The sequence below is a fragment of the Arthrobacter globiformis genome, from assembly GCF_030815865.1.
Lineage (GTDB): Bacteria > Actinomycetota > Actinomycetes > Actinomycetales > Micrococcaceae > Arthrobacter > Arthrobacter globiformis_B.
Window position 1 is genome coordinate 3,930,939 of record NZ_JAUSXI010000001.1, and the last position, 25,520, is coordinate 3,956,458.

Below are 25,520 nucleotides of genomic sequence, written 5' to 3' on the forward strand. Positions count from 1 at the left end.
TTGCTTATTAGCTATTATCCTGTAATTACCCGTCTGTAGCTAATCGATGGACAATCCGTTCACGTGCGGATTCCTGCGCCCTTCTGCGGGCTGATCTGGGCAAACCTATTTGGGAACCTCCGGCCCGTCACGGCGGATAGTCCCCTCCGCCCGGCAGCTGCGCCCACGCCCAGAGCCACACCACCCACACGATCTGCAGCAGGACAAACATCGTGATCACCGCACCACGGTAGGCCCGCGACCGGGAAACGAGTGCGGCAGCCAGGGCAAGCGGAAACAGTGGCAGCAACATGCGGAAGGTGCTGGTCTGTGGATGCAGGAACACCACGAGGTACCCCATGTAGCACACACACCACAGCCGGAGTTCTGTTCCCAGCCGGCGGACAGGCGGCGAGGCCATAAAGAGCCCGAACACCGCCACGACGACGAACGGTGCCACGAGTCCCAGCACCGGCCCGAACAGCAGGACGCCGGTGTCGAACCAAGGTTTGAAGGGCACCAGGTCGTGTCCGCGCCAGACGGTCTCGGTCTTCGTGTACGCAGCGATGTCGCCGGTGGCAGCCCACGCGATGGCGGGCCAGGCGAGGGCGCCTGCACCGCTGACGGCGGTCAGCCCGGCGAGGGACCACAGTTCGTTCCGGCGGTGGATGCGGCGCCCGTTGGCGGCCAGTCCGTGGTTCCGCGCCCCGAGCCATGCCTCACCGGCGCGGTACAGGAACAGGATGCCGATGGTCGCAGCGAACGGAACACCCGTGGGCCGGGAAAGGCACATGGCCAGAACCACGGGAATGGCCCACAGGTACCGCCGCCGGACAACCAGTAGCAGCGCAGCGGACAGCAGCAGGAGGTTCAGGGATTCCGCGTACGGCACCTGGAGCACCGGCGAAACGGGGAAGGTGGAGAAGAACGCGGCACCCCACATCGCCGGCCAGTGGGCTGCCCTCGTGCGGAACAGCACGTAGACCACCAGCGAGGCCGCCAGTCCGGCGAGCATCGCGATCAGGATGAGGGCGGCCGCGGGGCTGAGGCCGGTGGCAGCGGAGAGCATCCGCCCCAGCGTGGGAAACAGAGGGTAGAAAGCCCAGGTGTTCTCCTGCACGTTTCCGGCCGCATCCACCGGCAGTTCGTTCGGGTACCCTCCCGTCATGACGGACTCGTACCACCGCGCGTCCCAGATGTTGATGAAGTTCCAGTAGTCGGGCTTGCCCGGGAACCAGGGGTTGAATCCCTGATGCAGGGCGGCCGACATGAAGATGCAGGCGCTGACCAACCGGGCGGCCACGTACACCGCAGCCACCTGGGCCCACCACGGCCAGCGGACCAGACGGCCACCCAGCCGTGCCGCGGCGGTCCGGAACACCGTGTCCAGCCGCGTCCCGTGATCGGACGACGGGGGTTCGGCTGTTGCCGGCGGCAACGGGCCCGGAGGCGGCATTGGGGAGCTCACGTCCGGTCCTCGGCGGACGGCTGTTCGGCCCGGACCAATTGGGCGGCCGGCTGTTCCCCAGCGGCCAATGGTTCGGCACGGGCGCTCAACTGCTGCCGGAGGCTTTCTATTTCGGCGTTCCTGGCAGCCAGCTGGTCCCGCAGGTCGTCCAGCACCTGGTCCACCTGGTCCATCCGGTAACCCCGCAGCCCCAGCGCAAACCGGACATGGTCGACGTCGGCCGGTTTTGCGTCGTCGGGGAGCAGTACGGGTGGCAGGGACGCGACGGGTTCATCGAACCCGTCGTTGAAGCCGTCTCTGGCGAGAGGCGCGCGGGCGCGTTTCCTCCGCAGCATGCCCGCCCCGAGGTCGGTCCCGATGAGGACGGTGGCTCCAATCAGGACGATGGCGAGGAAAACGAGGAAGAAGCTCACACCCCCAATCGTGCCAGATGCAGCCCCGCCTGCTGCCTAGTCCGGCAGCTGCTGCCCAGGCCGCGTGCCCCGGGCAGCTGCTACTCGGGGCGCTGGTCCTCGTCGGAGGACGGCGCCCGGACATGGCCATGGAGGACCAGGTTCACAGCTTCCTCCGGACTGTCCACCACCTGGATGAGGTCCAGGTCCTTCTCGTAGACCATCCCCTCAGCCACCAAGGTCCCCTTGATCCAATCGATCATCGGCCCCCAGAACGCCGCGCCCAGCAGGACGATCGGGAACGATGTCACCTTCTGTGTCTGAACGAGAACCATGGCCTCGAAGAGCTCATCAAGGGTGCCGAGCCCGCCGGGAAGGACGATAAAACCCTGGGCGTACTTCACGAACATGGTCTTCCGCGCGAAGAAGTAGCGAAAGTTGATGCCGAGGTCCACCCACTGGTTCAGGCCCTGCTCGAACGGCAGCTCGATGCCCAAGCCGACGGAGACGCCGTTGCCTTCTACGGCGCCCCTGTTCGCTGCTTCCATCGAGCCCGGTCCACCACCGGTAATGACAGCCACGCCGGCTTCGGCCAGTTTGCGTCCCACCTCGACGCCCATCTCGTAGAACGCACTTCCGGGTTTGGTGCGCGCCGAGCCGAATACGCTGACCGCCTGGCCCAGGTCAGAGAGTGCACCGAAGCCTTCCACGAACTCGCTCTGGATCCGCATGACCCGCCACGGATCGGTGTGGATGAAATGTCCGGGTCCCTTGGTGTCGAGCAGTCGCTGATCCGACATCTCCACCGCAGCCTGTTTACGGCGCAGCTCTAGGGGCCCTTTCCGGCGGGGCTGTACTGATTTCGACGGGTCTGCGTTGATGCTCATCCCCCAAGGCTAACCTGCTGACCTGCAGGTATCTCTTGAATTACGATCAGCGGGAATTGGGGTGATTCCGGTCATAACGGTGCAATGTTCGCTAGATTCTTACTTATGACTACTCAACTGCCCGGCGATGCACTCGTCTCTCTGAATGCCGTCAACAAGCATTACGGTCAGCTGCACGTTCTGAAGGACATCAACCTCCAGGTCCGCAAGGGCGAGGTGGTTGTGGTCATCGGCCCGTCAGGTTCGGGGAAGTCCACACTGTGCCGGGCGATCAACCGGCTGGAAACCATTGACGACGGCGACATCGCCATTGACGGCAAGCGGCTGCCCGAGGAGGGCAAGGAGCTCGCCCGGCTGCGCGCCGACGTCGGCATGGTGTTCCAGTCGTTCAACCTGTTCGCGCACAAGACCATCCTGGAGAACGTGACGCTTGGCCCCATCAAGGTCAAGGGCGTCTCCAAGGCAGAGGCGGACAAGGAGGCCATGGCCCTGCTCGAGCGCGTGGGCGTGGGCCACCAGGCGCCCAAGCTCCCGGCTCAGCTCTCCGGCGGCCAGCAGCAGCGCGTGGCCATCGCACGTGCCCTCGCCATGAAGCCCAAGGTCATGCTGTTCGACGAGCCAACTTCTGCGCTCGACCCCGAGATGATCAACGAGGTCCTGGACGTCATGATCCAGCTGGCCAAGGAGGGCATGACCATGATCGTGGTAACCCACGAGATGGGGTTCGCCCGCAAGGCCGCCGACCGCGTGGTCTTTATGGCCGACGGCCAGATCGTCGAGGACGACACACCCGAAGAGTTCTTCACCAAGCCCAAGAGCAGCCGCGCCAAAGACTTTCTGTCCAAGCTGCTCACGCACTGACAACCGATCCAGCAGTCCCCACCAACATTTCAAGACCACCCGAATTCGCACCCAGGCCGTCACCGGCGGCCGCCCAATGAAAGGAATGTCATGAAGGCATTTTTGACCCGAAGGAAATCCCTTCTGGCAGCAGCATCCGCGGCCATCGCTCTTACACTGAGCGCTTGCGGCGGCGGCGGCGGCACCGGGACCGGGTCCAACCCCACGCCGGTCGAGAAGCCCAGCTTCGCTGCAGGCACAACCATGGAAAAGCTCGCCTCGGCCGGCAAGGTGACCATCGGCACCAAGTTCGACCAGCCGCTGTTCGGCCAGAAGGGCCTGGACGGCAAGCCTGTCGGTTTCGACGTCGAAATCGGCAAGCTGCTCGCCGCCAAGCTGGGCATCCCCGCAGACAAGATTGAATGGGTCGAGACCGTCTCCGCCAACCGCGAGCAGTTCATCAAGCAGGGCAAGGTGGACCTGATCGTGGCCACCTACACCATCAACGACAAGCGCAAGACCGAAGTCGACTTCGCCGGCCCGTACTACGAAGCCGGCCAGGCGCTGATGGTGAACAAGGACAACACGTCCATCACCAAGCCCGAGGACGTCAAGGGCAAGAACGTCTGCTCCGTGACGGGCTCCACCCCGGCCTCCACCATCGTGGAGAAGTACGGCGCAGTCCTGGTGCCGGCCGCCACTTACTCGGCCTGCCTCGAGCCGCTGCGCAACAAGCAGGTTGAAGCCGTCACCACGGACAACGTCATCCTAGCGGGCTTCGTCAACAAGGAACCGGACGCGTTCAAGCTGGCATCCGACGAGACCTTCACCAAGGAGCCCTACGGCATCGGCCTGAAGAAGGGCGACACGGAGTTCCGCAACTGGGTCAACGACCAGCTGGAAAGCTTCTCCAAGGACGGTTCCTACAAGAAGGCCTGGGAAGACACGGCCGGCGCGGTCATCAAGACGGCACCGGAGCTTCCGGCCATCGACCGCTACTAAGACGATCGTGGCGGTTACCGGCGGCTGTGCATGCCACAGCCTGCCGGTAACCGCCGCTTCCGTTTTCCGCACATTCCCCTGAACGCAGCTAAAGGATCCTATGGACGTCATCATTGAAAGCCTCCCCCAATACTGGGATGGCTTTCTCAGAACCCTGTTCCTGGCCGCCGTTTCCGGCATCATCGCCTTGGTGGCAGGCACGCTGCTGGCCGCCGCCCGCGTCTCCCCTGTTGCAGCGCTCCGCGGCTTCAGCATGGCCTACGTGGAGGTGGTGCGTAACACCCCGCTGACCATTGCCTTCTTTTTCGCGGCGGTGGTCCTTCCCCGCCTGGGCGTGACCTTCCAGCAGTTCGAAATCGCGGCCATCATCGCCCTGAGCGCCTACACCGCCGCCTTCATTGCCGAGGCTGTGCGCTCGGGCGTCAACAGCGTTCCTGTCGGCCAGGCGGAGGCAGCCCGCAGCATCGGCATGAAGTTCGGCCAGGTACTCTCCCTCATCATCCTTCCGCAGGCGCTCCGCACCGTGATCCCGCCGATGATCAACATCCTCATCGCACTCGTCAAGAACTCCTCGGTTGCCGGCGCCTTCTACGTGTTGGAGCTGTTCGGCTACGGCAAGCAGCTGGCAAACGACCATGGCGACGCCGTCATGTGGGTACTGGTGGGGGTTGCCTTCTTCTATCTCCTGATCACCGTGCCGCTGGGCTACCTCGCCCACCAGGTCGAACGAAAGGTGGCGATCGCACGATGAGTTCGGTTCTCTACGACGTCCCCGGCCCCAAGGCCCGCCGCGTCTCGCTGATCGGGTCAGTGATCGGCGTCGTGCTGATCGCTGCCCTGCTGGCCTGGGCCGTGATGACCCTGGGCCAGCAGGGGATCTTCCAGGCACAGCGCTGGGCGATCTTCGGTCAGGCTGATGTCTGGTCGCTGATCGCCAACGGCATCGGCGCAACGCTGGCCGCGGCGGCCATCGCAGCGGTCATTGCCTTTCCGCTGGGGCTTCTGCTGTGCCTGATGCGCATCTCCGACGTCGCCTGGATCAGGATTCCCACCAGGATCGTGCTCGAGTTCCTGCGCGGCATGCCCGTGGTCCTCATGATGCTGTTCGTGCTGCTGGTCTTCGCCACCAGCTCGTTCATCGCCGTGGTGACCGGCCTGGTCCTCTACAACGCCGCGATCTTCGCGGAGATCATCCGCGCCGGCATCCAGTCCCTCCCACGCGGCCAGCGTGAAGCAGGTTTGGCGATCGGCCTGACCAGCTTCCAGTCCCGGCTGACCATCGAACTGCCGCAGGCCGTCCGCCGCATGCTGCCGTCCCTCGTTGCGCAGCTCGTGGTCCTGCTGAAGGACACGTCGCTGGGGTACATCGTTGCCTACGGTGAACTGCTGCGTGCAGTGCAGGTGATGGCGGACTTCCTGGGCCCGCAGTTCCTGTTCCCGGTCTTCTTCGTAGCCGCGGCCATTTACATCGCCATCAACCTGGCGGTGTCCCGACTGGCCATCTGGATTGAGCGGCGCGGTTCCAAGAAGGCCGCCGGCGGAGTGGCAAAGGCCCCCACCGCCGGCGTGTCCACCGTAGTGAAGTAAACGTCGTGAAATAAGGCGGCAGGCACTAACAGCGAAGGGTCCGCAGCCAACCGGCTGCGGACCCTTCGTGCTTATCTGCCAGTGCCCAGACGTCTGAGTCTCAGCGCAGCATGCTCAGGACAGCCACGTCTGCAGTGCGCGCAGGCAGGTGCGGACGGCTTCGGCCTCCACGTGTTCGTTGTCCTTGTGGGCCAGCAGCGCGTCGCCGGGCCCGAAGTTCACTGCCGGAATGCCCAGTTCGCTGAAGCGGGCGACGTCGGTCCAGCCGTATTTGGGTTTCGGCTCGCCGCCCACGGCGGCAACGAAGGACGCGGCAGCAGGGTGGTTCAGTCCCGGCCGCGCGCCGGCGGCGCTGTCAGTGCGGACCACATCGAAGCCGTCCAACAGCGCGCGCACATGCGCTTCAGCCTGGTCGGGGGTCTTGTCCGGGGCGAAGCGGTAGTTGATCTCCACAACGCACCGGTCCGGGATGACGTTGCCCGCGGTGCCACCGTGGATCTTCACCGCGTTCAGGCTTTCGCGGTAGTCCAGGCCGTCCACGGTCACGGTCTGCGGGCTGTACGCCGCAAGACGTTCCAGGATGGGCGCGGCTGCGTGGATCGCGTTGCGGCCCATCCAGGCCCGGGCGGAGTGGGCCGCCTCGCCGGACGTGGTGGCGTGGAACCGCATGGTGCCGTTGCAGCCGCCCTCCACGGTTCCGTCTGTCGGTTCGAGGAGGATGGCAAAGTCGCCGCCGAGCAGCTCCCCGTGGTTCCGCACCAGCCGGCCGAGCCCGCTCTTGACGGCCTCCACCTCCTCATGGTCGTAGAACACAAAGGTGACGTCCTTGCTCGGTTCCGCCCCGCCGTCGAACATGGACGCCGCAAGTGCAAGCTGGACCGCAACGCCGCCCTTCATGTCCGTGGCGCCGCGGCCGTACAGGACGCCGTCGCCGGGGACCCCGGACGGCCAGGTGGACGGCACCGTTCCCAGCGAGTCTTCCGTAACGGGCAGCGGCACGGTGTCCAGGTGGCCTGCCAGGATGACCCGTTCGCTGCGGCCGAGGTTGGTCCGGGCGACGATGGAGTCGCCGTCACGTACCAGTTCGAAGCCGGGGAGCTGGCGGAGTGCCGACTCGACGGCGTCCGCAAGCTGGCGCTCGTTGCCGGAAACGCTGTTGATGTCGATCAGCGCGGCGGTCAGCAGTGCCACGTCCTGGCGCAGGTCAAGGGTTACGGGGGCTGTTTCGGCAATCACCATCCCACTGTATCCCGCGCCCGCCGGTCCCAACCGGGTAGCAGCTCAGGGCGTTCCCAGCGCCGGGAACGCCCTGAAATGCGACTCAGATATGAGCGGACCGGTTTCGGTGCGTGCACCTCGTCTCGATAGACTTGGCCCATGACTGAAACCGCTTCTTCCGCCGTGCCCGCTGCCCAGACATTGTCCGACGAATCCCGGTCGGCCTATGGATTCGGCGTAGCCACCATCGCCACGCGGAACGGCGAAGCCACCGTGCTGGATGCCTGGTTCCCCGCCCCCGCCCTCGGTGTGGCTGCCGAAAGCCTCCGCGCCGCGGAAAACGCCGACGAAACCCTGACGGACATCGCGGCCGCCGGCACTGACGCCGACCGCGGCACCGAGCAGAAGGTGGTGTTCGTCCAGATCAACCTGGACGAGGCCCCTGCGGACACCGCCGATGCCTATCTGCGCCTGCACCTGCTCTCGCACCGCCTGGTCCGGCCCAACAGCATCAACCTGGACGGCATCTTCGGCAAGCTCCCTAACGTCGTCTGGACTAACTTCGGCCCGTGCGCCGTGGACGGGTTCGAACTGACCCGCGCCAAGCTGCGCAAGCGCGGCGCGGTTACCGTCTATGGCGTGGACAAGTTCCCGCGCATGGTGGACTACGTCGTCCCGGCAGGCGTCCGCATTGCCGACGCCGACCGCGTGCGCCTGGGTGCCCACCTCGCCGAAGGCACCACTGTCATGCACGAAGGCTTCGTGAACTTCAACGCCGGCACGCTGGGGACCTCCATGGTTGAGGGCCGCATCTCCGCCGGTGTGGTGGCCGGAGACGGCACCGACGTCGGCGGCGGTGCCTCGATCATGGGCACCCTCTCCGGCGGCGGCAAGGAGAAGGTATCCCTGGGCCAGCGCGTCCTGCTGGGCGCCAACTCCGGCGTGGGCATCAGCATCGGGGACGACTCCGTGGTGGAAGCCGGGCTGTACGTCACGGCAGGCACCCGTGTCCGCCTTGCCGGCCCTAAGGACGCCGACGGCGAGGACACCAGCAAGATCGTGAAGGCCGTGGAGCTGTCCGGCGTGCCGAACCTGCTGTTCCGCCGCAACTCCACCACCGGTGAAGTTGAAGTCCTGCCCCGCCAGGGCCAGACCGTGGAGCTGAACGACGCCCTGCACGCCAACTGACCGCACGCCAACCGACCGTGAGGACATAGCCGGCACGCCATCCAGACGGGCGTGCCGGCAGATTGCTGGAGTAACAACGTGACACGCAGACGCAGGCTGCGCGGGGCTGTCATCACCGGCCTTTCCCTCGCCCTGGTCGCCGGCGGCATCTACACCGCGGCCACTTTGCTGCAGCGCTCCGAGCAGCTGATCACCGAGGAATGCACCGCCGCCATCGGCTCACAGCGGTCCGATCTGGCCACCGACCAGGCCGCGAATGCGGCGCTGATAACGGCTGTCTCGGTGCGCCGCGGGCTCCCTCCGCGGGCAGCCAGCATTGCCCTGGCCACCGCCATGCAGGAATCCAAGCTTCGGAACATCGGTCACGGCGACCTTGCCGGCCCGGACTCCAGGGGCCTCTTCCAGCAGCGCCCGTCCCAGGGCTGGGGCACCCAGGACCAGGTCATGGACCCGATCCATGCCACGAACGCCTTCTACGATGCCCTCGTGAAGGTGCCCGGCTATGCCACCCTGGAAATCACCGACGCCGCCCAGCGCGTCCAGCGCTCCGCCTACCCGACTGCCTACGCCGAGCACGAGGCCATGGGACGGTCCTTCGCCTCGGCATTGGCGGGTGAGACGCCCGCTGCCCTGAACTGCACGCTCCGCTCACCGGACACCGCCGGCAACCCCGCCACCCTGCTCAGTGAGCTGGAAGCCGCTTACGGAACCATCCCCACGGCGGCCTCCGACCGAACGCTGGAGGTGGACGTCGCCGACAGCTTTGCCTGGTCCGTGGCCCACTGGGCGGTGGCAAACGCCAAAGAGTATTCGGTGGAACGCGTGGACGTGGACGGAAAGCGGTGGGACAGGAAGGCGCGCAACGGGTGGCAGGATGCGCCGGATGCCGGCGGCCGGGTGGCCATCACGCTTGCTGCTGCCGGGGCCTGAATCTGACGCCGGTCCTGAATGCGCGGACGTCCTGAATGCGCGGACGTCCCGAAATGTGCGGACTTAAACGAGGATCTCCACGACCGGCTGCACGTAGCTGCGGAACACCTCGGGCTGCGAGAGCAGCTCGTGGCTCATGATGATCTTGTCCGGTTCCAGGTACCACGCCCGCTGCTCATCCAGCGGCAGCTCGATGATCGTCAGCGCAAAGTCCCGTGAATCCCGGCCGACTTCCAGGAGCCGGTCCTCCACGATGTCCTCGAGCAGGTGCGCGGAGCCTCCGGCCACGCGTTCGGCCTCCAGTTCGGCGTACTCCGCGCGCCGCTCCCGAGCCCAGGTCAGGGCTGCCCCGAAGTGCGCCTGCAGGACCTTGCGCAGCGCCGGCGAGTTGGCGAAAGACCGGAATCCCGGGGGCGACAGCTCAGGAGACATCTGCGGGTGGGCCTTCAGCAGCTGCTCCCACCAGGCTTCCCACTCAGTTTTCAGGGCGCCGATACCGCCCACTTCAGCGGTGAGGTGGGCATGGTCCACGTGGCGGACCTTCGGCGCGGCATGCGAAAGCGCCGGAAAGCCTGCGCCGTCGAGCCCGGCAACATCACGTATGTAAAGGGCAATAAGCATGGGCCCCGACGTGTCCATAGTGATTCGCCAGCCTGGACCGCCTGTGTGCTGCATGCGTATGCCTCCTTGGCATCTCGTTATCCACCCCGTTTGTGCGGCCACCCGCTCTCCGGCTTTCAGTCTATTCCCCCAGCCCGGGGACGTTAATGGCTGGCACCGACCCTCCTGCGGAGGCCCGCGACGTGGAATTCGAGCACGTCGAGGCACATTTCCGGCGACATCCAGCCCGGCTGAAGAAGGGCATGCATGGCCAGCCCGTCAAGGGTGGCCAGCAGGTGCTCGGCCGCAGTCACAAGCTGCGGTCCGGCATCGGCGCCGGTGGTATCGTCCTCATGCAGGAGCCGGGTGATCACCCGGCCGACGACGGCGGCCACGGCCCGGTGGCTCCTGTCCGCCTCGGCGGCCAGGAAGGGCCGGATCCGCGCCGCGTTCCTGAACGCCAGCCAGGCGCACGCATCCAGGGCGCGCTCTTCGTCCAGCGGCAGGAATTCGCCCAGCAGTGTTAATACGGCACGGCTCGTGTTTGGGTCACTGGCTGCGGGCCCGAGCCCTATAAGCGCTTTGTCGAGGCGCGTCAGGATGCGGCCGGAAACAGCTGCAAAGGAGTAGGCCAGCAGGTCATCGCTGCTGTCGAAGTAGTGCCGCACGGAGCCCACCGCGAGGCCCGCCTCATCCGCCACTTCCCGCAGGGACGCGCGCTCCAGTCCGTCTGTGGCGATGATCCTGCACACGGCGCCAACGATCTCCTGCCGGCGCTGCGCGGCGTCCACGATTTTCGGCACTCTTGTTTTTAGCACGGGTGCGCCCCCAAACCGCGGCGGCGCGGCGGTCCATGTTTTAACCCCGACGGCGGCCGCCCACCGGGAAGGTGGACGGCCGCCGTCGTGAATTGGACCCTTAGTTTGGGAGCCGGTGGAGGGCCCACACCGGCGAGGGGCCCGAACCGAGCGTGCGAGGTTTGGGAGCCGGTGGAGGGCCCACACCGGCGAGGGGCCCGAACCGAGCGTGCGAGGTTTGGGAGCCGGTGGGGACTAGCGGGCGGGGTACTGCCGCTCGGGCTCACCTGTGTAGAGCTGCCGCGGACGGCCGATCTTGGTGTTGGGATCGTTGATCATTTCGCGCCACTGGGCAATCCAGCCCGGCAGGCGCCCGATGGCGAACAGCACGGTGAACATCTTCTCCGGGAAGCCCATGGCCTTGTAGATCAGGCCGGTGTAGAAGTCCACGTTCGGGTACAGCTTGCGCTGGATGAAGTAGTCATCATTCAGGGCCTTCTCTTCGAGGCGCAAGGCGATGTCCAGGAGTTCGTCGTTGCCGCCGAGCTTCGTGAGGATCTCGTGAGCCGTGGCCTTGACGATCTTGGCGCGCGGGTCGTAGTTCTTGTAGACGCGGTGACCGAAGCCCATGAGGCGGACGCCGTCTTCCTTGTTCTTGACCTTCTCCATGTAGTCCTCGGGGCTTGGTGCCGTCGGCCTGGATCTGGCGCAGCATCTTCAGCACGGCCTCGTTGGCGCCGCCGTGGGCGGGACCGAAGAGCGCGTTGATGCCTGCGGACACGGAGGCGAACAGGTTGGCGTTGGAGGAACCGACCAGCCGGACCGTGGAGGTCGAGCAGTTCTGCTCGTGGTCGGCGTGCAGGATGAGGAGCAGGTCCAGCGCCTTGGCGACCACAGGGTCCACCTCGTACTGCTCGGCCGGCAGTCCGAAGCTCAGGCGCAGGAAGTTCTCCACCAGGTTGTGGGAGTTGTCCGGATACAGCATCGGCTGCCCGATCGACTTCTTGTGCGCGTAGGCCGCAATGACCGGCAGCTTCGCCATCAGGCGAATGGTGGAAACCTCCACCTGCTCGTCATTGAACGGGTCCAGCGAGTCCTGGTAGAACGTGGACAGCGCGGACACAGCCGAGGACAGCACGGGCATAGGGTGCGCGTCCCGGGGGAAGCCGCCGAAGAAGCCCTTAAGCTCCTCGTGCAGCAGGGTGTGGCGGCGGATCTTCTGGTCGAAGTCCTCCAGTTCGGCCGGCGTCGGGAGGTTGCCGTAGATCAGCAGGTACGAGACTTCCAGGAAGCTGGAGTGCTGGGCAAGCTGCTCGATCGGGTAACCGCGGTACCGCAGGATGCCTGCGTCGCCGTCGATGTAGGTGATGGCCGACGTCGTGGCGGCCGTGTTCATGAAGCCAGGGTCAAAGGCAACGGCGCCGGTCTGCTTCAGTAGCTTGGAAACGTCGTACCCTTCGTTTCCCTCAACAACCTTGATGCGCGGAAGTTCGAGTTCGCCGCCTGCGTGGCGCAAGATCGCACTGGTGGTCTCAGTAGCGCTGGTGGTCTCAGTCATGGAGTCCCCTTCATGAGGCCTCTTGGCCTCGCTAGAAAGCTGTATCCAACATCAGGTGAGCCGCGCGGGATCCCGCACGGCGGGACATCCAACGGCCGTGCTGCCTTCTTGTAGAAAGCCACCATTGATAGTCAGTTAAAAACTACCGCCACTTGCGGGTTGCCACTAATCCAGAAGCGCCAAATCATCCCCAAAACGGGCCAGTTGTGGCGCGAGTCACATCATTGTTACGGCGTTCCCAGAGTCAAAAGTCACCCTCGTCTCGGCATGACCACAATGCGAAAACTGGGAAACCGCTATGCCAGGCGGGCCACCGCGGCGTCGATCCGTTCGTCGGTTCCGGTGAGGGCCACTCGAACATAGCCGTGCCCCGCGTCGCCGTAGAACACACCCGGACCCACTACGATCCCCCGCTCCGCGAGGCGTGCCACGGTGTCCCAGGTTGCTTCGCCCGCCGTGCACCACAGGTACAGGCCGGCGGCGGACTCGTGCAGCGTCAGCCCGAAGGACCTGAGCGCCGGCAGGAGCCGCTCCCGCCGTCCGCGGTACAGGTCCTTCTGCTCGAGGACGTGCGCGTCGTCGCCCAGGGCCACGCGCATGGCTTCCTGCACCGGGTACGGCACGATCATGCCGGCGTGCTTGCGGCTGTTGACGAGGTTTGCCATGAGGGCCGCGTCACCGGCGACGAAGGCGGCCCGGTAGCCGGCCAGGTTGGACTGCTTGCTCAGCGAGTACACGGCGAGGAGCCCGTCGTGGGACGCACCGGCGACGCGTGGATCCAGGATGCTCGGAACAGCCTGTCCACCGCGCTGCAGGTCCCACTCGCCCCAGCCAAGCTCGGCGTAGCACTCATCGGATGCCACCAGGGCGCCGATTTCGCGCGCCTGGTCCACGATCTTCTTCAGCGACGCGGCGTCCCGGACGCTGCCGGTGGGGTTGCCCGGCGAGTTGACCCAGACCAGCCGGACTTTCGCCCGGGTAGCCGCGTCCAGCTCGTCGAGGTCATCAGCCGCAACCGCCGTGGCCCCGGCGAACGTGGCCCCGATGTCATAGGTGGGGTAGGCGACCGTGGGCCGGACGACGACATCTCCCGGTTTGAGGCCCAGCAGGAAAGGCAGCCACGCCACGAGTTCCTTGGAGCCCACCGTCGGCATGACGGCGCTGGGGTCCAGCCCCTCGACGCCGCGGCGGCGGGCGAACCACGCGGCGATGGCCTCCCGGAGCGCGGGCGTACCGTGCACGGTGGGGTAACCCGGCGCATCCGCGGCCGCCTTCAGGGCGTCCTGGATGACCGGCGGCGTCGGGTCCACGGGCGTGCCTATGGACAGGTTGACCACTCCGCCAGGGTGTTCAGCCGCTTTGGCGAGGTACGGCGCCATCGCTTCCCACGGGTAGTCGGGCAGGCTAAGGCCGAAACTGCGCACAGCTGTAGTCACGAAGGGGTCCGCCTCAGTGGTCCTGGTTCTGCGGCGGGAGCGCTGCAATCATCGGGTGGTCCTTGCCGGTGTTGCCCACCTTGGCGGCGCCGCCCGGGGAGCCGAGGTCGTCAAAGAACTCGACGTTCGCCTTGTAGTAGTCTGCCCATTCCTCGGGGGTGTCATCCTCGTAGTAGATGGCTTCCACCGGGCAGACGGGCTCGCATGCACCGCAGTCGACGCACTCATCGGGATGGATATAGAGGGAGCGTTCGCCTTCGTAGATGCAATCGACGGGGCACTCCTCAATGCATGCCTTGTCCTTAACATCTACACACGGCTGCGCGATTACGTACGTCACGTCCCTTGCCTCTCCACGTTGATTCCCGGCGGCTGGCCGGTTGCTGCATCCGGCCTGCATGCCGGGCTGTCCACTTCAGAGCCTATTATCTCCCAGGCCCGGCCCGCGAACGAAGCGGGCGCGTCACACTCCGGACAGGTCATACGATGGACGGGTGAGTCCGACGACACCAACGCCCCGCCAGTTCCTGGCCACGGCCCCGGCCGGAACGCGCGTGGTGGTGCGCTACAGGATCGACGGCGGCTTTACGGATGCGCTGGGAGACCTTCTGGAGTGCGGCGAAAGTGAGTGCACGGTGCGGACCCGGAGGTCCGACGTCGGCATTCCCCTTGACAGCGTGGTGGCCGCCAAACAGGTGCCGCTGGCACCTCCGCGGCGGGGTTCACGGCTGACCCCGCCAGCCGCGGGCTGACGGCCCGGGCCTAGGCCCTGTCCTTTTCCTCCAACACCTCGGCTTCCGAGGAACTATCTGCCAGCACGTCACCCGTCTGCACCCCGTCGGGAAGGGTGCGCATCGTGCGCAAGGGAGAGAACAGGACCGGGGCGGCGGCCAGGAGACTGCCAGCCGCTCCGATCATCATGGTGGTCACCAGGCCTATGTGCTCGCCCAGGTACCCCGAGGCCAGGGCCGACAACGGAATAACGCCCCACACGGCAAACCGGATGGACGCATTCATCCGGCCGAGAAGCCGGGGCGGGCAAACCCGTTGGCGCATGGTGAGCTGCACGACGTTGTACACCAGGACGCTGAAGCCAAACCCGAATTCGGAGATCACCAGCAGCACCAGTGAGACTGCGGGTTCGGGAACGACGCCGGCGAGCGGCACGAGCAGCAGAAAAACAGAGCTGACCACGGCGCACACCGGAATCACCGTGCCTTCGCCAACGCGGGCGGCCAGCCTCGGCGCCGCCACGGCGCCCAGCACTCCGCCGACCGCGCCAACGGTCATGACCAGGCCTATGCCCTGCGGCCCCAGCCCGAGATTGCGCAGCACCAGCAGGGGCGTCAGCGTGAAGATCAGCGTGCCGAAAAAGTTCATTCCGGCGGTACAGGCCGCAATGCGGCTGATGAGCGGATGCCGGAGCACAAAGGAGAGGCCTTCCCGGATTTCCGCGGGGAGCGGCCGCCGGTCGGCCGGGGGCACACGTACTTCTGAGTCCCGGGTGCGGGCCAGGAACACCGCGGAGAGCAGGTAGCCCGCGGCCTCCCCCACGAACAGCGCAGGAGCCGAGACAAGCGCCAGCATCGAGCCGCCCACGGCGGGTCCGCCGATGCGTGCAACCTGGGTGGTCGCCTCCAGCTTTGAGTTGGCCTCCCGCACCTGCGGAGACTCGACCAGCACCGGAACGTAGCTCTGGTACGCGACATCGAAGAACACCGTGGCCGTTCCCACGGTCGCCGCGATGACGTAGAGGTGCCAGATTTCCAGGCTGCCGCCCCACCACAGGAGAGGCACAGCGGCCATGGCGGCCATCCGCACCAGATCCGCGGCGATCATGGTTTTCCGCTTCAGCCAGCGGTCCACCCAGGCCCCAGCTGGAAGCCCAACAGCTAGGAAGGCGGCCAAGCCTGCGGCGGTCAGCACGCCAACCTCGAATTCGGACGCGCGGAGCATGCTGACGGCCAGCACGGGGAATGCCAGCTGGCCCAACTGCGCGCCGAACTGTCCCAGCGCCTGGCCGGCCCAAAAGGTGGTGAAGTTGCGGTCCCGCCACAGCGTTCCTGCTGTTGGGACCATCGCGGTTGGTTCGGCAGTCACGGCTTCAGTTTCGGGCAGTGATTGGCATATGTCAATCGTTCATTGCTCGTTACACTGGCGTCTATGACACCCCCGCCGGAAAGCGATGATGCAGACCTGGTGGCAAAGGGCCGCGCCCTAAGTTCTCCGCTACGGCTGAGGATTCTTCGTTTATGCCTGCACCAGTCACGTACCAACAAGGAGATCGCCGAACTGCTCGGCCTCAATCCCGCGTCCAGCCTCCACCACGTCCGCACCCTGGTGCGGACCGGGTTCCTGGTGGCCGAGGAGCGCCGGAAGGGGCGGCGGGGTGCCACCGAGGTACCCTACATCGCCAGCCGTAAGTCGTGGAGCACTCCCGTGGACAACGTTGCGCCCATCCTCATCGAGACGTTCCTGCAGGAAACCCGGGACCTTCCGCCCGAGGACATCGAGGTGTGGCGCCTCGGGGTGAAGTTCAACGCCGTCAGACGGGAGGAGATGCTGGCCAAGCTCCGCGCCGTGATCGAGGAGTACATGGCACTTCCCGCAGACAACGACGGCGAGGCCACCTCACTCATGATTGCGCACCACCGGGACCCGGCGGCAGACTAGCGGGCGGAACCGGACGAGCGGCTGTACCACCTGCACCAGGCCAGCATCGCGACGGTAACCACCACGATCCCGTAGACCCAGATGCCTCCGGCCAAGTCACCGGCAATGAGCCGCTTGCCTGGCTCCATCCCGGACCACCAGCCGGCCAGGGCATAACAGACCGCGCCGCACACCGCCGTCGGAATCAGCGTCCGGAACGCCGCACCAAGGAACAACTGAAGCGACGCCAGGAGCAGCAGCGCCGCCACGGCACCCATCGGCAGAACGGAACCGGCAGCAGCGAACTCCTGACGGTGCAGCGCGGTTCCGGCGAAGGCAGCAAAAAGAGCTGCCGGCACGGCGGCGGCCAGGCCGCCTGCCATGCCGGCAGCTCTTCTGTTCACGATTCCGGTTCCCTGCGGGAGGGTGCCGTTATGCCTTCGCGCGGGCGCGGTTGGCCTTGGCACGCTCGTTGGTGTCAAGGATGACCTTGCGGATGCGGATGGCGTCCGGGGTAACCTCAACGCACTCGTCCTCGCGGGCGAACTCGAGGGACTCTTCGAGGGTCAGGTCACGCGGCGGCGTCAGGTTCTCGAAGGTGTCCGAGGAAGCTGCACGCATGTTGGTGAGTTTCTTTTCCTTGGTGATGTTCACGTCCATGTCGTCGGCGCGGGAGTTCTCGCCCACGATCATGCCCTCGTACACCTCGGAGGTGGGCTTGACGAAGAAGGAGCCGCGTTCCTGCAGGTTGATCATGGCGAACGGGGTCACGACGCCTGCGCGGTCGGCCACCATGGAACCGTTGGTGCGGTATTCAATCGGGCCGGCCCAGGGCTCGTAGCCCTCGGAGATGGAGGCTGCGATGCCGGCGCCGCGGGTGTCCGTGAGGAACTTGGTGCGGAAGCCGATCAGGCCACGGGCGGGAACGATGAACTCCATGCGGCACCAGCCGGTGCCGTGGTTGGCCATATTGGTCATGCGGCCCTTGCGGGCGGCCATCAACTGCGTGACGGCGCCGAGGTACTCTTCCGGCACGTCGATGGTCATGTGTTCCATCGGCTCGTGGATCTTGCCGTCGACCGTCCGGGTGACAACCTGCGGCTTGCCCACGGTCAGCTCGAAGCCTTCGCGGCGCATCTGCTCCACGAGGATGGCCAGCGCGAGCTCGCCGCGGCCCTGGACTTCCCAGGCATCCGGGCGCTCGGTGGGGAGAACCTTGATGGAGACGTTACCGATCAGTTCCTTGTCCAGGCGGTCCTTCACCTGGCGGGCCGTGACCTTGGCGCCCTTGACCTTGCCGGCCAGCGGGGAGGTGTTGATACCGATGGTCATCGAGATAGCGGGATCGTCAACGGTGATCAGGGGCAGCGGCTGCGGGTTCTCGACGTCGGTCAGGGTCTCACCGATGGTGATCTCCTCGATGCCGGCGACGGCGACGATCTCGCCCGGACCGGCGGACTCGGTCGGAACGCGCTCGAGCGCCTTGGTGGCGAGGAGTTCAGTGATCTTGACGGTCTTGAGCTCACCGTTGGCGCGGGCCCAGGCAACCTGCTGGCCCTTGCGGAGGGTGCCGTTGTAGATGCGCAGCAGGGCGAGACGGCCCAGGAACGGGGAGGCGTCCAGGTTGGTGACATGCGCCTGCAGGACACCTTCCGGGTTGTAGGTCGGGGCGGGGATGTGCTCGATGATCGCGCTGAAGAGCGGCTCGAGGTCCTCGTTCTCCGGGGCGGTGCCATCAGCGGGCTGTTCGAGGGAGGCGCGGCCAACCTTGGCGGCGGCGTAGACCACCGGGACGTTGAGGATCTTGTCCAGGTCAAGGTCGGGAACCTCATCGGCAAGGTCGGAGGCCAGGCCCAGGAGCAGGTCCATCGACTCATGGACGACCTCTTCGATGCGGGCGTCGGGGCGGTCGGTCTTGTTGACCAGGAGGATCACCGGCAGGTGCGCGGCGAGGGCCTTGCGGAGGACGAAGCGGGTCTGGGGCAGCGGGCCCTCGGACGCATCCACGAGGAGAACGACGCCGTCCACCATGGACAGCCCGCGCTCCACTTCGCCGCCGAAGTCGGCGTGGCCGGGGGTGTCGATGACGTTGATGGTGATGGTTTCGCCGTTGGAGGACGGTCCGTTGTAGGCCACCGTGGTGTTCTTGGCCAGGATGGTGATGCCCTTTTCGCGCTCCAGGTCACCGGAATCCATGACACGGTCTTCGAGGTGGTTGTGCTCGGCAAAGGAGTTGGTCTGCTTGAGCATGGCGTCCACAAGGGTGGTCTTGCCGTGGTCAACGTGGGCCACAATCGCGACGTTGCGCAGGTCACTGCGAACTGCAGTTGCTACCGCGGTGTTGGTGGTGGATTCAGACATGCGTTATTGCTCGATTCAGTGGTGAAGTCAGCTGTTGTATCGCGACATTTCCAACCGGAACGCACGACGGATCAGACCCTTAACACAGGGCACCTGCCTCCAGTCTAAACGCTGAGCCATTTATTGGCCTAAAACGCGCGCCCGCACGCGCGCCGGACCCGTTACCAAATCGTGAATCCGATGGGGCGTCATGTGAGCAAAATCACTGGCTTTTCCGAAAGTGATCCACCACTATTGCTAGACCACTTACGAACAGGCCAGGAGTCCACGGATGTTACAAGCCTCGACGCGGGCCCTCCTGATTGGTCCGGTCATCGCCGCCAGCGTGTTTTTGGCGGGCTGCGGCGCAGCAATGGAATCGCCGCCGTCCGGTGCCGGATCGGCGGCGCCGGCGGTGCCGCGTGCCGCCGCCCCGGTGGCCGCCCCCGGTGAGGCCGTGGCCGCCGGTTCTGCGGTCGTGGGCGAGCTGGGGGCCGCCGTCGACCCCGCCAGCCTTCCGGCCGGAGCGCTATACCGCAATCCGGTCAACGGGCGGGACGAGGTAATCGTGGGCAACATCGCCCACACCGCACTGCTGATTGGCGACTCGCAGTCCGAGCCGCAGGCCAGCTGGCCACGCCGGGCCTTGGCAGGCCTGGGCTATGACGTCTTCTTCTGCGGCAAGGGCGGCACCGGCTACGTCGCCTCCAACGGCGCCACCGGCAACTACGTCGAGGCCCTGCAGCGCGGCGACTGGCACCTCCCCTACGGTTTCCCCCCGCTGGTGGTCATCGAGGGCGGCGGAAACGACGCGAAGCAAGGGGCGAGCGACGAGCAGATCTCGGCCAACGCAGACCGGCTTATTACGACGATCAAGCAGCGCTACCCGGGCGCGAAGCTGGCCATGGTGGGAACCTTGGGTAAGGGATCGGAGCACGGCGGCGCCCGGCGCGCCGAGGTGGACGCGCTGCTGGGGACCGTCGCCGCGGACCACGGTATTCCGTTCGTCAGTGTCGGGGACTGGCTCACGCGTTACGGGCTGGAGGCGCAGCTCAAGGACAGCGTCCACATGAACGGCGACGGGCACCGCGCCCTGGGTGCGCTGCTGGGTGAGAGGCTCGCGAAGCTGGGGCTGGCCCTGTCCTAGGGCCGTTTTTAAGCGAAAAAGCAAAAGGGAGCCGGTGGCCGCCCAGTGGCGGTCACCGGCTCCCCTGCTTTTGCTTCGCGCCGCGCTACTCTGTTCCGGTGACCAGCAGCTGTGCCCGCAGTTCCCGGCGCTCGCGCTGTTTTTCCGGATCCGGCAGGGGCACGGCGGCAAGCAGCCGCTGCGTGTAGGCTTCCTGCGGGTTGCGCAGGATCTGGTCGCGGGAGCCCTGCTCCACGATGCGGCCGCGCTGCATGACGCAGATGTGGTCTGCCAGCACGTCCACAACGGCGAGGTCGTGGGTGACGAAAAGGCAGGCGAATCCGAGCTCACGCTGGAGGTTCTGGAACAGCTCCAGGACCTTGGCCTGCACGGACACGTCCAGCGCAGATGTCGGCTCGTCCGCCACCATCAGCTTCGGCTTGAGCGAGAGTGCCCGGGCAATGCCGACGCGCTGTTTCTGCCCGCCGGACAGCTCGTGCGGGTACCTGTTCCGGTAGTTCCGCGGCAGCTCCACCTGGTCCAGCAGCGCCTCGATGCGCTTCTGCAGGTCGGCGCCCTTCGCCACGCCGGCAAGGTACATGGGCTCGCCGATGCTTTCGCCGATGGGCAGGCGCGGGTTCAGGGACGAGGACGGGTCCTGGAACACCATGCCGATGTGGCGGCGCACCTGGTGCAGCTGCTTGCCGTTCTTCTTCGCGGCGGAGATGTCCTCCCCTACAACGCGCATCGTTCCGGCAGCCACCGGCAGCAGTCCGACGGCGGCACGCCCGATGGTGGTCTTGCCCGACCCCGACTCCCCCACGAGGCCCACCACCTGCCCGGGATGGATGGTCAGGTTGGCGCCCTCGACGGCGCGGAAGGCCGGCACGCGGCCCTGCTTCGGGTACTCGATGGCGACGTCGGTCAGCTCCAGGACCGGTTCTCCCACGGGTCCCCTGGATTCGGCGGCTGCCAGGGCCGCCGCGTTCTCCCGCTCGCGGCGGACCAGTTCGTCGTGGTCTACGGAGTCAAGCTCGGCATGGGTGGCCGCTGCCAGCGCTGCTGTCACATCGACCTCCGGCGCAGTGTCCGTTCCGCCCTGGCCGAGGTGCGGCACGGCCGCAAGCAGCGCTTGGGTGTAGGGATGCTGCGGGTTGTGGAAGATCTGCTCCGCGGTGCCGGTCTCCACGATCAGGCCCTTGCGCATGACGGCGATCCGGTCCGCCAGGTCCGCCACGACGCCCATGTCGTGGGTGATTAGGACGATGGCGCTGTCCAGCTTGTTGCGCAGGTTCCGCATCAGGTCCAGGATCTCCGCCTGCACCGTGACGTCCAGGGCCGTGGTGGGCTCGTCAGCGATCAGCAGTTTGGGATCGCAGGAGAGCGACTGCGCGATCATGGCGCGCTGCCGCTGGCCGCCGGAGAGCTGGTGCGGGTAGGACTTGAACGCCTTTACCGGGTCCGGCAGCTCCACCAGCTCCAGCATCCGCAGCGCGCGCTCCTTGGCTTGGTCAGGTGAGATTTCGTTGTGAAGCCGCACCGTCTCGACGATCTGCGCGCCCACCGTGTAGACCGGGTTCAGCGCCGTCATGGGCTCCTGGAAGATGACAGCCACGTCCTTGCCGCGGACGCTGCGGATATTGGCCGCATCCGCGCCCAGCAGCTCCTTGCCGGAGAGCCTGACGCTCCCGGACACCCTGCTGTTGCTGGGCAGCAGGCCGAGCAGCGCCATGGAACTGGCGCTCTTGCCCGAGCCGGACTCGCCAACGATGGCCAGGACCTCGCCGGCGCGGACCTCATAGTTGAGGCCAATGGCGGCCGGCACCCACTTCTTTTCCACGCCGAAGTCGACGCTGAGGTCCCGCACTTCAAGGACGATGGAACCCTTCCCGTCGGCCCTCCGCCGTCCGGCGCCGGGCTCAATGGAGTCCGGCTCCGACGACGGGCGGTCAGGGCTGATGTAGTCAGACATGTTGGGGTTTTCCTTCCACGCGGGCCAGCGGAGCAGCTTTGATTAGTGCTGCGGCCGGGAATACTGAATTATTGGGGGCATGAGCACTGTGCCGCATGCCGGAAGCGCCGCAATTTTCAAGGCACGCACCAACAAATGGTTTGCCGGATTCTCGTGGCTCGTGGCGGCCGCCGGGCTGGCCGGCCTGGTTGTGGCGGGCGGAGTCCCCGCCCTGTCGGGTGCCGGGCCACTGCTGCTCATCGCCTACCTGGGCTGGCTGCTGTTCTGGCGTCCGGCGGTGGTTGTGCACGACGCCGGGGTCACCATAGAAAATCCGTTCCGTGCCATCACGGTGCCATGGGCGGCGCTGGTTCAGGTGGACACGCGGTACGCGCTGACCCTTGTCACGCCCGGCAGAAGCTACGGGGCCTGGGCGGCTCCCGCACCCGGCATCTGGGGCGGACGCAACGCCCGCCCGGAGGACCTCAGGGGGCTGCCGGACAGCACGTACGGGCCGGGGAACTCCGTCCGCCCCGGCGACCTCAAGAGCACCGACTCGGGGCAGGCCGCGCAGCTGGTCCGTGGACGCTGGCAGCAGCTGGTCGAATCGGGACTCCTTGATGCCGGAGCAGCCGAGAGCACTCCGGTCAGCGTGAAGTTCCGCTGGCGCGAGGCTGCCGCGACCCTGATCCTTCTCGGGCTGAGCTACTGGAGCGTGGCCGTCCTGTAGGCAGGCAGCGCGCTGCACCCGCCCGCGGCGTCGCAGCAGCAGCACGTCAGGCTCCCCTGTCCCCGCCGGCGGTCCGGCCGTCATCAGCCCTGCTGTCCAGGGCCGCCCCCGGCGTCGCCTCCGGGACTGTTGCCCCGGCGTCCCTGGCCTTCTTGGCGTTGAACTTCTTTTGCCGCGGGTCAAAGGCGTCTCGCAGGCCGTCGCCAATGAAGTTGATGCTGAGGCAGATGAGGACGATGAACAGGCCGGGGAACCAGAACAGCCAGGGTCGGGTGGCGAAGGCTTCCTGGTTCTGTGAGATGAGCAGGCCCAGCGAAGTGTCCGGGGACTTGACGCCGACGCCGAGGTAGCTGAGGGCCGTTTCGGTAAGAATCGCCGCCGACATGGTCAGGGTGACGTTGACGATCAGCACGCCCACCGCGTTGGGCAGGATGTGCTTGAAGATGATCCGGGCATTGCTGGCGCCGGAAATCCGCGCCGCGTCGACGAATTCGCGCTCCCGCAGGGTGAGGAACTCGCCGCGCATGAGCCTCGCCAGGCCCACCCAGCTGATGAACCCCAGGAAGATGCCGAGGGCGAGGACACCGTTGCTGCTGGCGAAGGCCGCGAACCAGCTGCCTTCATCCCGGCGTCCTGCCAGCTGGGCCATGACGGCGGCGAGGAGCAGCGCCGGGACGATGATGATGACGTCTGTGAGCCTCATCAGGACGGCTTCCATCCATCCCCGGAAATAGCCGGACAGTGCCCCGACGACCACACCGATCAGGCCGGCGATAAGGCCGATGACCACCATAATCGTGATGGACTGCTGGGCACCGCGCATGGTCATGGCGAACAGGTCGCGCCCGATCCGGTCCTGGCCGAAGGGATGCTCCCCCCAGGCCAGGGGCCACAGCGAAGCCGTGGGCGTGCCGTCGTTGACCAGCGGCGAGACGGCCTCGTGGGTGTACTTCCACCAGCCGGGGATCCCGGCATAGCCCACCGACGTGAAGGCCATAACGAAGATGATGGCGAAGACGGCAAGGCCGACGATGGCGCCGGAGTGGCCAAGAAACCGCTTACGGACAATTTGGCCCTGGCTAAGGCCCCTGGCTTCGGAGACAGGTTCGATGCCGGCAGATTCCTGCCGCAGGCCGGCCTCCTCCGCCATGATTTCATCCTGCTGACTGGGCTGGCTCATGCTTTCACCCTTACTCGTGGATCCAGTGCGGAGTAGGCGAGGTCCGCGATGAGGTTGAACGCCATGGCCGTGATGGCGACGCAGACGAAGACGCCCATGACGGGGTTCGGGTCAACGTGCTGGATGCCGTCCAGGAACAGGAATCCCATGCCCCGGACGGAGAAGACCGTCTCGGTGATGACCGCGCCGCCGATCAGCCCGCCGATGTCGAACGCGACGATGGTGGCCACGGGGATGAGAGCGTTCCGGAACGCGTGGCGCATGACCACGGTCCGTTCCGACAGGCCTTTGGCCCGCGCTGTGCGGATGTAGTCCATGTTCATGATCTCCAGCATGGAGGCCCGGGTGAACCTGGTGTAGCCGGCGAGCGAGATGAGGATGAGTGCGGTGGTGGGGAGGATCAGGTGCGTAAAGGAATCCAGGCCGAGGATCCAGAAGTCGCCTTCGATGTTCGGCGTGCCGGCGCCGATGGTGGCGATCGGCCGTCCCCGGACCCTGCTGTTGTTGAAGTACGCGGGCCAGGCCTGCATGAAACGGTCCAGCACGATGAGGAAGCCAACCAGGAAGGACGTGATGGCCGCCGCGCGCATGGACTGCCCGCGGTCGTAGCCGCCCATGAAGTAGCCGATGGCCATGCCGACCAGGACCGCGGCAACCGCCAGCAGCACGACCATCAGGAACGTGGCCTGGTCCAGCAGAGGCTGGACCACGAAGTAGAGGACCAGCCCTACGCCCACGGCGATCAGGGCGGACTGCAGCGCCTTGCGGTTCCGCAGGCCTGCGGTCAGCAGAGTTACGGCAAAGGCGATGCCCACCCCGGCGATGGCGATGACCACCGGCCCCAGGCCGGGTGTCTTGAACCACTGGGTCACCGAGAAGTAGGTGAGGACCGCGGCGACAGCAGCGAAGACGATGGCGCCAGTCGATGCCTTGCGTCTGGCGTCGCCGCCGGCCACGATCACGGCCACGGCGCCGAGGACGGCGGCGACGCCGAGAGAGACCGGCAGCGGAATCTCCGGGTTGCGGAGGAAGTTGTTGAAGCCGATGGCGCCGAATTCCTTGAGCAGGACGGCGACCCAGAAGATCGGCAGGGAGAAGAACAGGAAGGCCATGAAGGTCACGCCGTAATCCAGCGTGCTGTACTGCCGCAGGGCGGTGATGATGCCCAGCGTGATGCCCACAAGGATGGCCAGGACGGCGGCCCCGGTGACAAGCGTCAGTGTCTGAATGAGTGCATGGCCAAGGGCGTCTGTAATGGGCTGGCCGGCGATGTTCTTGCCGAGATTGCAGGATCCGGTGAAGGGCACCAGGCACTGGGCCGCACCGCCGAGCCATTTGAAATACCGCACGGGCGCCGGCGTATCGAGGTCCAGAAGTGCGGATCTCGAGTCCATGAGCTGCTGCTTGTTCGGCGCGCTGCTGGCACGGAACTCTGCGAGCGGGTCGCCTGATGCTGCGGTCAGCAGATACACCAGGAAGGACGCGCCCAAAAGGATGAGTGCGGCGGTGACAAGCCGCCGGACTATGTAGGTCACCATTGTGATAGAACCTCAGGATTCGGGCCCAGGGATTGCCCGGACCGGTCGCAGGTTTGGCGGCGCCTTACTGCTTGTGCTGCCAACACAGGCACTGCCGGGAGATGGCGCTGCAAGGCGCCGG

Annotated in this window: 24 protein-coding genes and 1 pseudogene; 10 read left to right on the plus strand and 15 right to left on the minus strand. The window is 66.1% G+C overall.

Features of this window, described 5'->3' with window-relative positions:
• Positions 1 to 127 precede the first annotated feature (127 nt).
• The 3 genes from QFZ33_RS18235 to QFZ33_RS18245 all read right to left on the minus strand — a co-directional run bounded on the left by QFZ33_RS18235 (position 128) and on the right by QFZ33_RS18245 (position 2,726).
• On the minus strand, positions 128 to 1,447 hold the full coding sequence (locus tag QFZ33_RS18235; protein ID WP_307029739.1) for a hypothetical protein: 1,320 nt from the start codon (positions 1,445 to 1,447) through the stop codon (positions 128 to 130).
• Complete coding sequence (locus tag QFZ33_RS18240; protein WP_307029741.1) at positions 1,444 to 1,860, minus strand: DivIVA domain-containing protein; 417 nt, start codon at positions 1,858 to 1,860, stop codon at positions 1,444 to 1,446. Before QFZ33_RS18240 ends, QFZ33_RS18235 begins: the two co-directional genes overlap by 4 nt.
• 80 nt (positions 1,861 to 1,940) lie before the next feature.
• Positions 1,941 to 2,726, minus strand: coding sequence for an LOG family protein (locus tag QFZ33_RS18245; protein ID WP_307029743.1), 786 nt, complete (start codon positions 2,724 to 2,726; stop codon positions 1,941 to 1,943).
• Between the two features lie 105 nt (positions 2,727 to 2,831).
• On the opposite strand from QFZ33_RS18245, the gene QFZ33_RS18250 reads away from it, so the two are divergent.
• The 4 genes from QFZ33_RS18250 (at position 2,832) to QFZ33_RS18265 (ending at position 6,155) form a co-directional block, all read left to right on the plus strand.
• On the plus strand, positions 2,832 to 3,587 hold the full coding sequence (locus tag QFZ33_RS18250; protein ID WP_214853778.1) for an amino acid ABC transporter ATP-binding protein: 756 nt from the start codon (positions 2,832 to 2,834) through the stop codon (positions 3,585 to 3,587).
• A 90-nt stretch (positions 3,588 to 3,677) separates the two neighbouring features.
• On the plus strand, positions 3,678 to 4,568 hold the full coding sequence (locus QFZ33_RS18255) for a glutamate ABC transporter substrate-binding protein (RefSeq protein ID WP_307029746.1): 891 nt from the start codon (positions 3,678 to 3,680) through the stop codon (positions 4,566 to 4,568).
• A gap of 100 nt (positions 4,569 to 4,668) precedes the next feature.
• The gene (locus tag QFZ33_RS18260; RefSeq protein WP_236804286.1) at positions 4,669 to 5,319 is read left to right on the plus strand and encodes an amino acid ABC transporter permease; all 651 of its coding nucleotides are present in this window, start codon (positions 4,669 to 4,671) and stop codon (positions 5,317 to 5,319) included.
• Positions 5,316 to 6,155, plus strand: coding sequence for an amino acid ABC transporter permease (locus QFZ33_RS18265; RefSeq protein WP_307029749.1), 840 nt, complete (start codon positions 5,316 to 5,318; stop codon positions 6,153 to 6,155). Before QFZ33_RS18260 ends, QFZ33_RS18265 begins: the two co-directional genes overlap by 4 nt.
• Before the next feature lie 114 nt (positions 6,156 to 6,269).
• Here the strand turns inward: QFZ33_RS18265 and dapE are convergent, their stop codons facing one another.
• A complete protein-coding gene (gene dapE, locus QFZ33_RS18270; RefSeq protein WP_307029751.1) occupies positions 6,270 to 7,394 on the minus strand; it encodes a succinyl-diaminopimelate desuccinylase in 1,125 nt (374 codons plus the stop codon).
• 138 nt (positions 7,395 to 7,532) lie between these two features.
• Here dapE and dapD point away from each other — a divergent pair, with 138 nt between their 5' ends.
• Positions 7,533 to 8,561 (plus strand): 2,3,4,5-tetrahydropyridine-2,6-dicarboxylate N-succinyltransferase, encoded by a 1,029-nt coding sequence (gene dapD / locus QFZ33_RS18275; protein ID WP_307029753.1) that lies wholly within the window; start codon positions 7,533 to 7,535, stop codon positions 8,559 to 8,561.
• Positions 8,562 to 8,639: 78 nt separating this feature from the next.
• Positions 8,640 to 9,491 (plus strand): hypothetical protein, encoded by an 852-nt coding sequence (locus tag QFZ33_RS18280; protein WP_307029754.1) that lies wholly within the window; start codon positions 8,640 to 8,642, stop codon positions 9,489 to 9,491.
• Between the two features lie 63 nt (positions 9,492 to 9,554).
• Here QFZ33_RS18280 and QFZ33_RS18285 read toward each other — a convergent pair whose 3' ends face one another.
• The 5 genes and pseudogenes from QFZ33_RS18285 to fdxA all read right to left on the minus strand — a co-directional run bounded on the left by QFZ33_RS18285 (position 9,555) and on the right by fdxA (position 14,222).
• Positions 9,555 to 10,166: a hypothetical protein gene (locus tag QFZ33_RS18285; RefSeq protein ID WP_214853796.1), complete on the minus strand. Its 612-nt coding sequence runs from the start codon at positions 10,164 to 10,166 to the stop codon at positions 9,555 to 9,557.
• A gap of 89 nt (positions 10,167 to 10,255) precedes the next feature.
• Entirely contained in the window at positions 10,256 to 10,894 is a 639-nt protein-coding gene (locus QFZ33_RS18290; RefSeq protein WP_307029757.1) for a TetR/AcrR family transcriptional regulator, read from the minus strand.
• A 249-nt stretch (positions 10,895 to 11,143) separates the two neighbouring features.
• A pseudogene (locus QFZ33_RS18295) lies at positions 11,144 to 12,446 on the minus strand (citrate synthase).
• 296 nt (positions 12,447 to 12,742) lie between these two features.
• On the minus strand, positions 12,743 to 13,882 hold the full coding sequence (gene dapC, locus QFZ33_RS18300) for a succinyldiaminopimelate transaminase (RefSeq protein WP_307029759.1): 1,140 nt from the start codon (positions 13,880 to 13,882) through the stop codon (positions 12,743 to 12,745).
• 13 nt (positions 13,883 to 13,895) lie between these two features.
• On the minus strand, positions 13,896 to 14,222 hold the full coding sequence (gene fdxA / locus QFZ33_RS18305; RefSeq protein WP_026265673.1) for a ferredoxin: 327 nt from the start codon (positions 14,220 to 14,222) through the stop codon (positions 13,896 to 13,898).
• Positions 14,223 to 14,376: 154 nt separating this feature from the next.
• Here fdxA and QFZ33_RS18310 point away from each other — a divergent pair, with 154 nt between their 5' ends.
• On the plus strand, positions 14,377 to 14,634 hold the full coding sequence (locus QFZ33_RS18310) for a putative acetyltransferase (RefSeq protein ID WP_307029761.1): 258 nt from the start codon (positions 14,377 to 14,379) through the stop codon (positions 14,632 to 14,634).
• Between the two features lie 10 nt (positions 14,635 to 14,644).
• On the opposite strand, the gene QFZ33_RS18315 is transcribed toward QFZ33_RS18310, so the two are convergent.
• Entirely contained in the window at positions 14,645 to 15,982 is a 1,338-nt protein-coding gene (locus QFZ33_RS18315; protein WP_307029763.1) for an MFS transporter, read from the minus strand.
• Positions 15,983 to 16,045: 63 nt separating this feature from the next.
• On the opposite strand from QFZ33_RS18315, the gene QFZ33_RS18320 reads away from it, so the two are divergent.
• Positions 16,046 to 16,555 (plus strand): helix-turn-helix domain-containing protein, encoded by a 510-nt coding sequence (locus QFZ33_RS18320; protein WP_307029766.1) that lies wholly within the window; start codon positions 16,046 to 16,048, stop codon positions 16,553 to 16,555.
• On the opposite strand, the gene QFZ33_RS18325 is transcribed toward QFZ33_RS18320, so the two are convergent.
• Positions 16,552 to 16,938 carry a hypothetical protein gene (locus tag QFZ33_RS18325; RefSeq protein WP_307029768.1) on the minus strand — a complete coding sequence of 129 codons (387 nt, stop codon included), beginning with the start codon at positions 16,936 to 16,938 and terminating at the stop codon, positions 16,552 to 16,554. The two genes, QFZ33_RS18320 and QFZ33_RS18325, sit on opposite strands and share 4 nt — an antisense overlap.
• A 28-nt stretch (positions 16,939 to 16,966) precedes the next feature.
• The gene (gene typA / locus QFZ33_RS18330) at positions 16,967 to 18,895 is read right to left on the minus strand and encodes a translational GTPase TypA (protein ID WP_307029770.1); all 1,929 of its coding nucleotides are present in this window, start codon (positions 18,893 to 18,895) and stop codon (positions 16,967 to 16,969) included.
• Positions 18,896 to 19,166: 271 nt separating this feature from the next.
• Between typA and QFZ33_RS18335 the strand changes: the two genes are divergently transcribed.
• A complete protein-coding gene (locus QFZ33_RS18335) occupies positions 19,167 to 20,021 on the plus strand; it encodes an SGNH/GDSL hydrolase family protein (protein WP_307029771.1) in 855 nt (284 codons plus the stop codon).
• An 85-nt stretch (positions 20,022 to 20,106) separates the two neighbouring features.
• Here QFZ33_RS18335 and QFZ33_RS18340 read toward each other — a convergent pair whose 3' ends face one another.
• Positions 20,107 to 21,972, minus strand: a complete 1,866-nt coding sequence (locus QFZ33_RS18340; RefSeq protein ID WP_307029774.1) for an ABC transporter ATP-binding protein — start codon at positions 21,970 to 21,972, stop codon at positions 20,107 to 20,109.
• Between the two features lie 79 nt (positions 21,973 to 22,051).
• On the opposite strand from QFZ33_RS18340, the gene QFZ33_RS18345 reads away from it, so the two are divergent.
• A complete protein-coding gene (locus tag QFZ33_RS18345) occupies positions 22,052 to 22,681 on the plus strand; it encodes a PH domain-containing protein (protein ID WP_307029776.1) in 630 nt (209 codons plus the stop codon).
• Positions 22,682 to 22,727: 46 nt separating this feature from the next.
• On the opposite strand, the gene QFZ33_RS18350 is transcribed toward QFZ33_RS18345, so the two are convergent.
• Both QFZ33_RS18350 and QFZ33_RS18355 read right to left on the minus strand, forming a co-directional pair.
• Positions 22,728 to 23,861, minus strand: a complete 1,134-nt coding sequence (locus QFZ33_RS18350) for an ABC transporter permease (protein ID WP_373427293.1) — start codon at positions 23,859 to 23,861, stop codon at positions 22,728 to 22,730.
• Positions 23,858 to 25,399 (minus strand): ABC transporter permease, encoded by a 1,542-nt coding sequence (locus tag QFZ33_RS18355; protein WP_307029778.1) that lies wholly within the window; start codon positions 25,397 to 25,399, stop codon positions 23,858 to 23,860. The genes QFZ33_RS18350 and QFZ33_RS18355 overlap by 4 nt, the downstream gene beginning before the upstream one ends.
• Positions 25,400 to 25,520 lie beyond the last annotated feature (121 nt).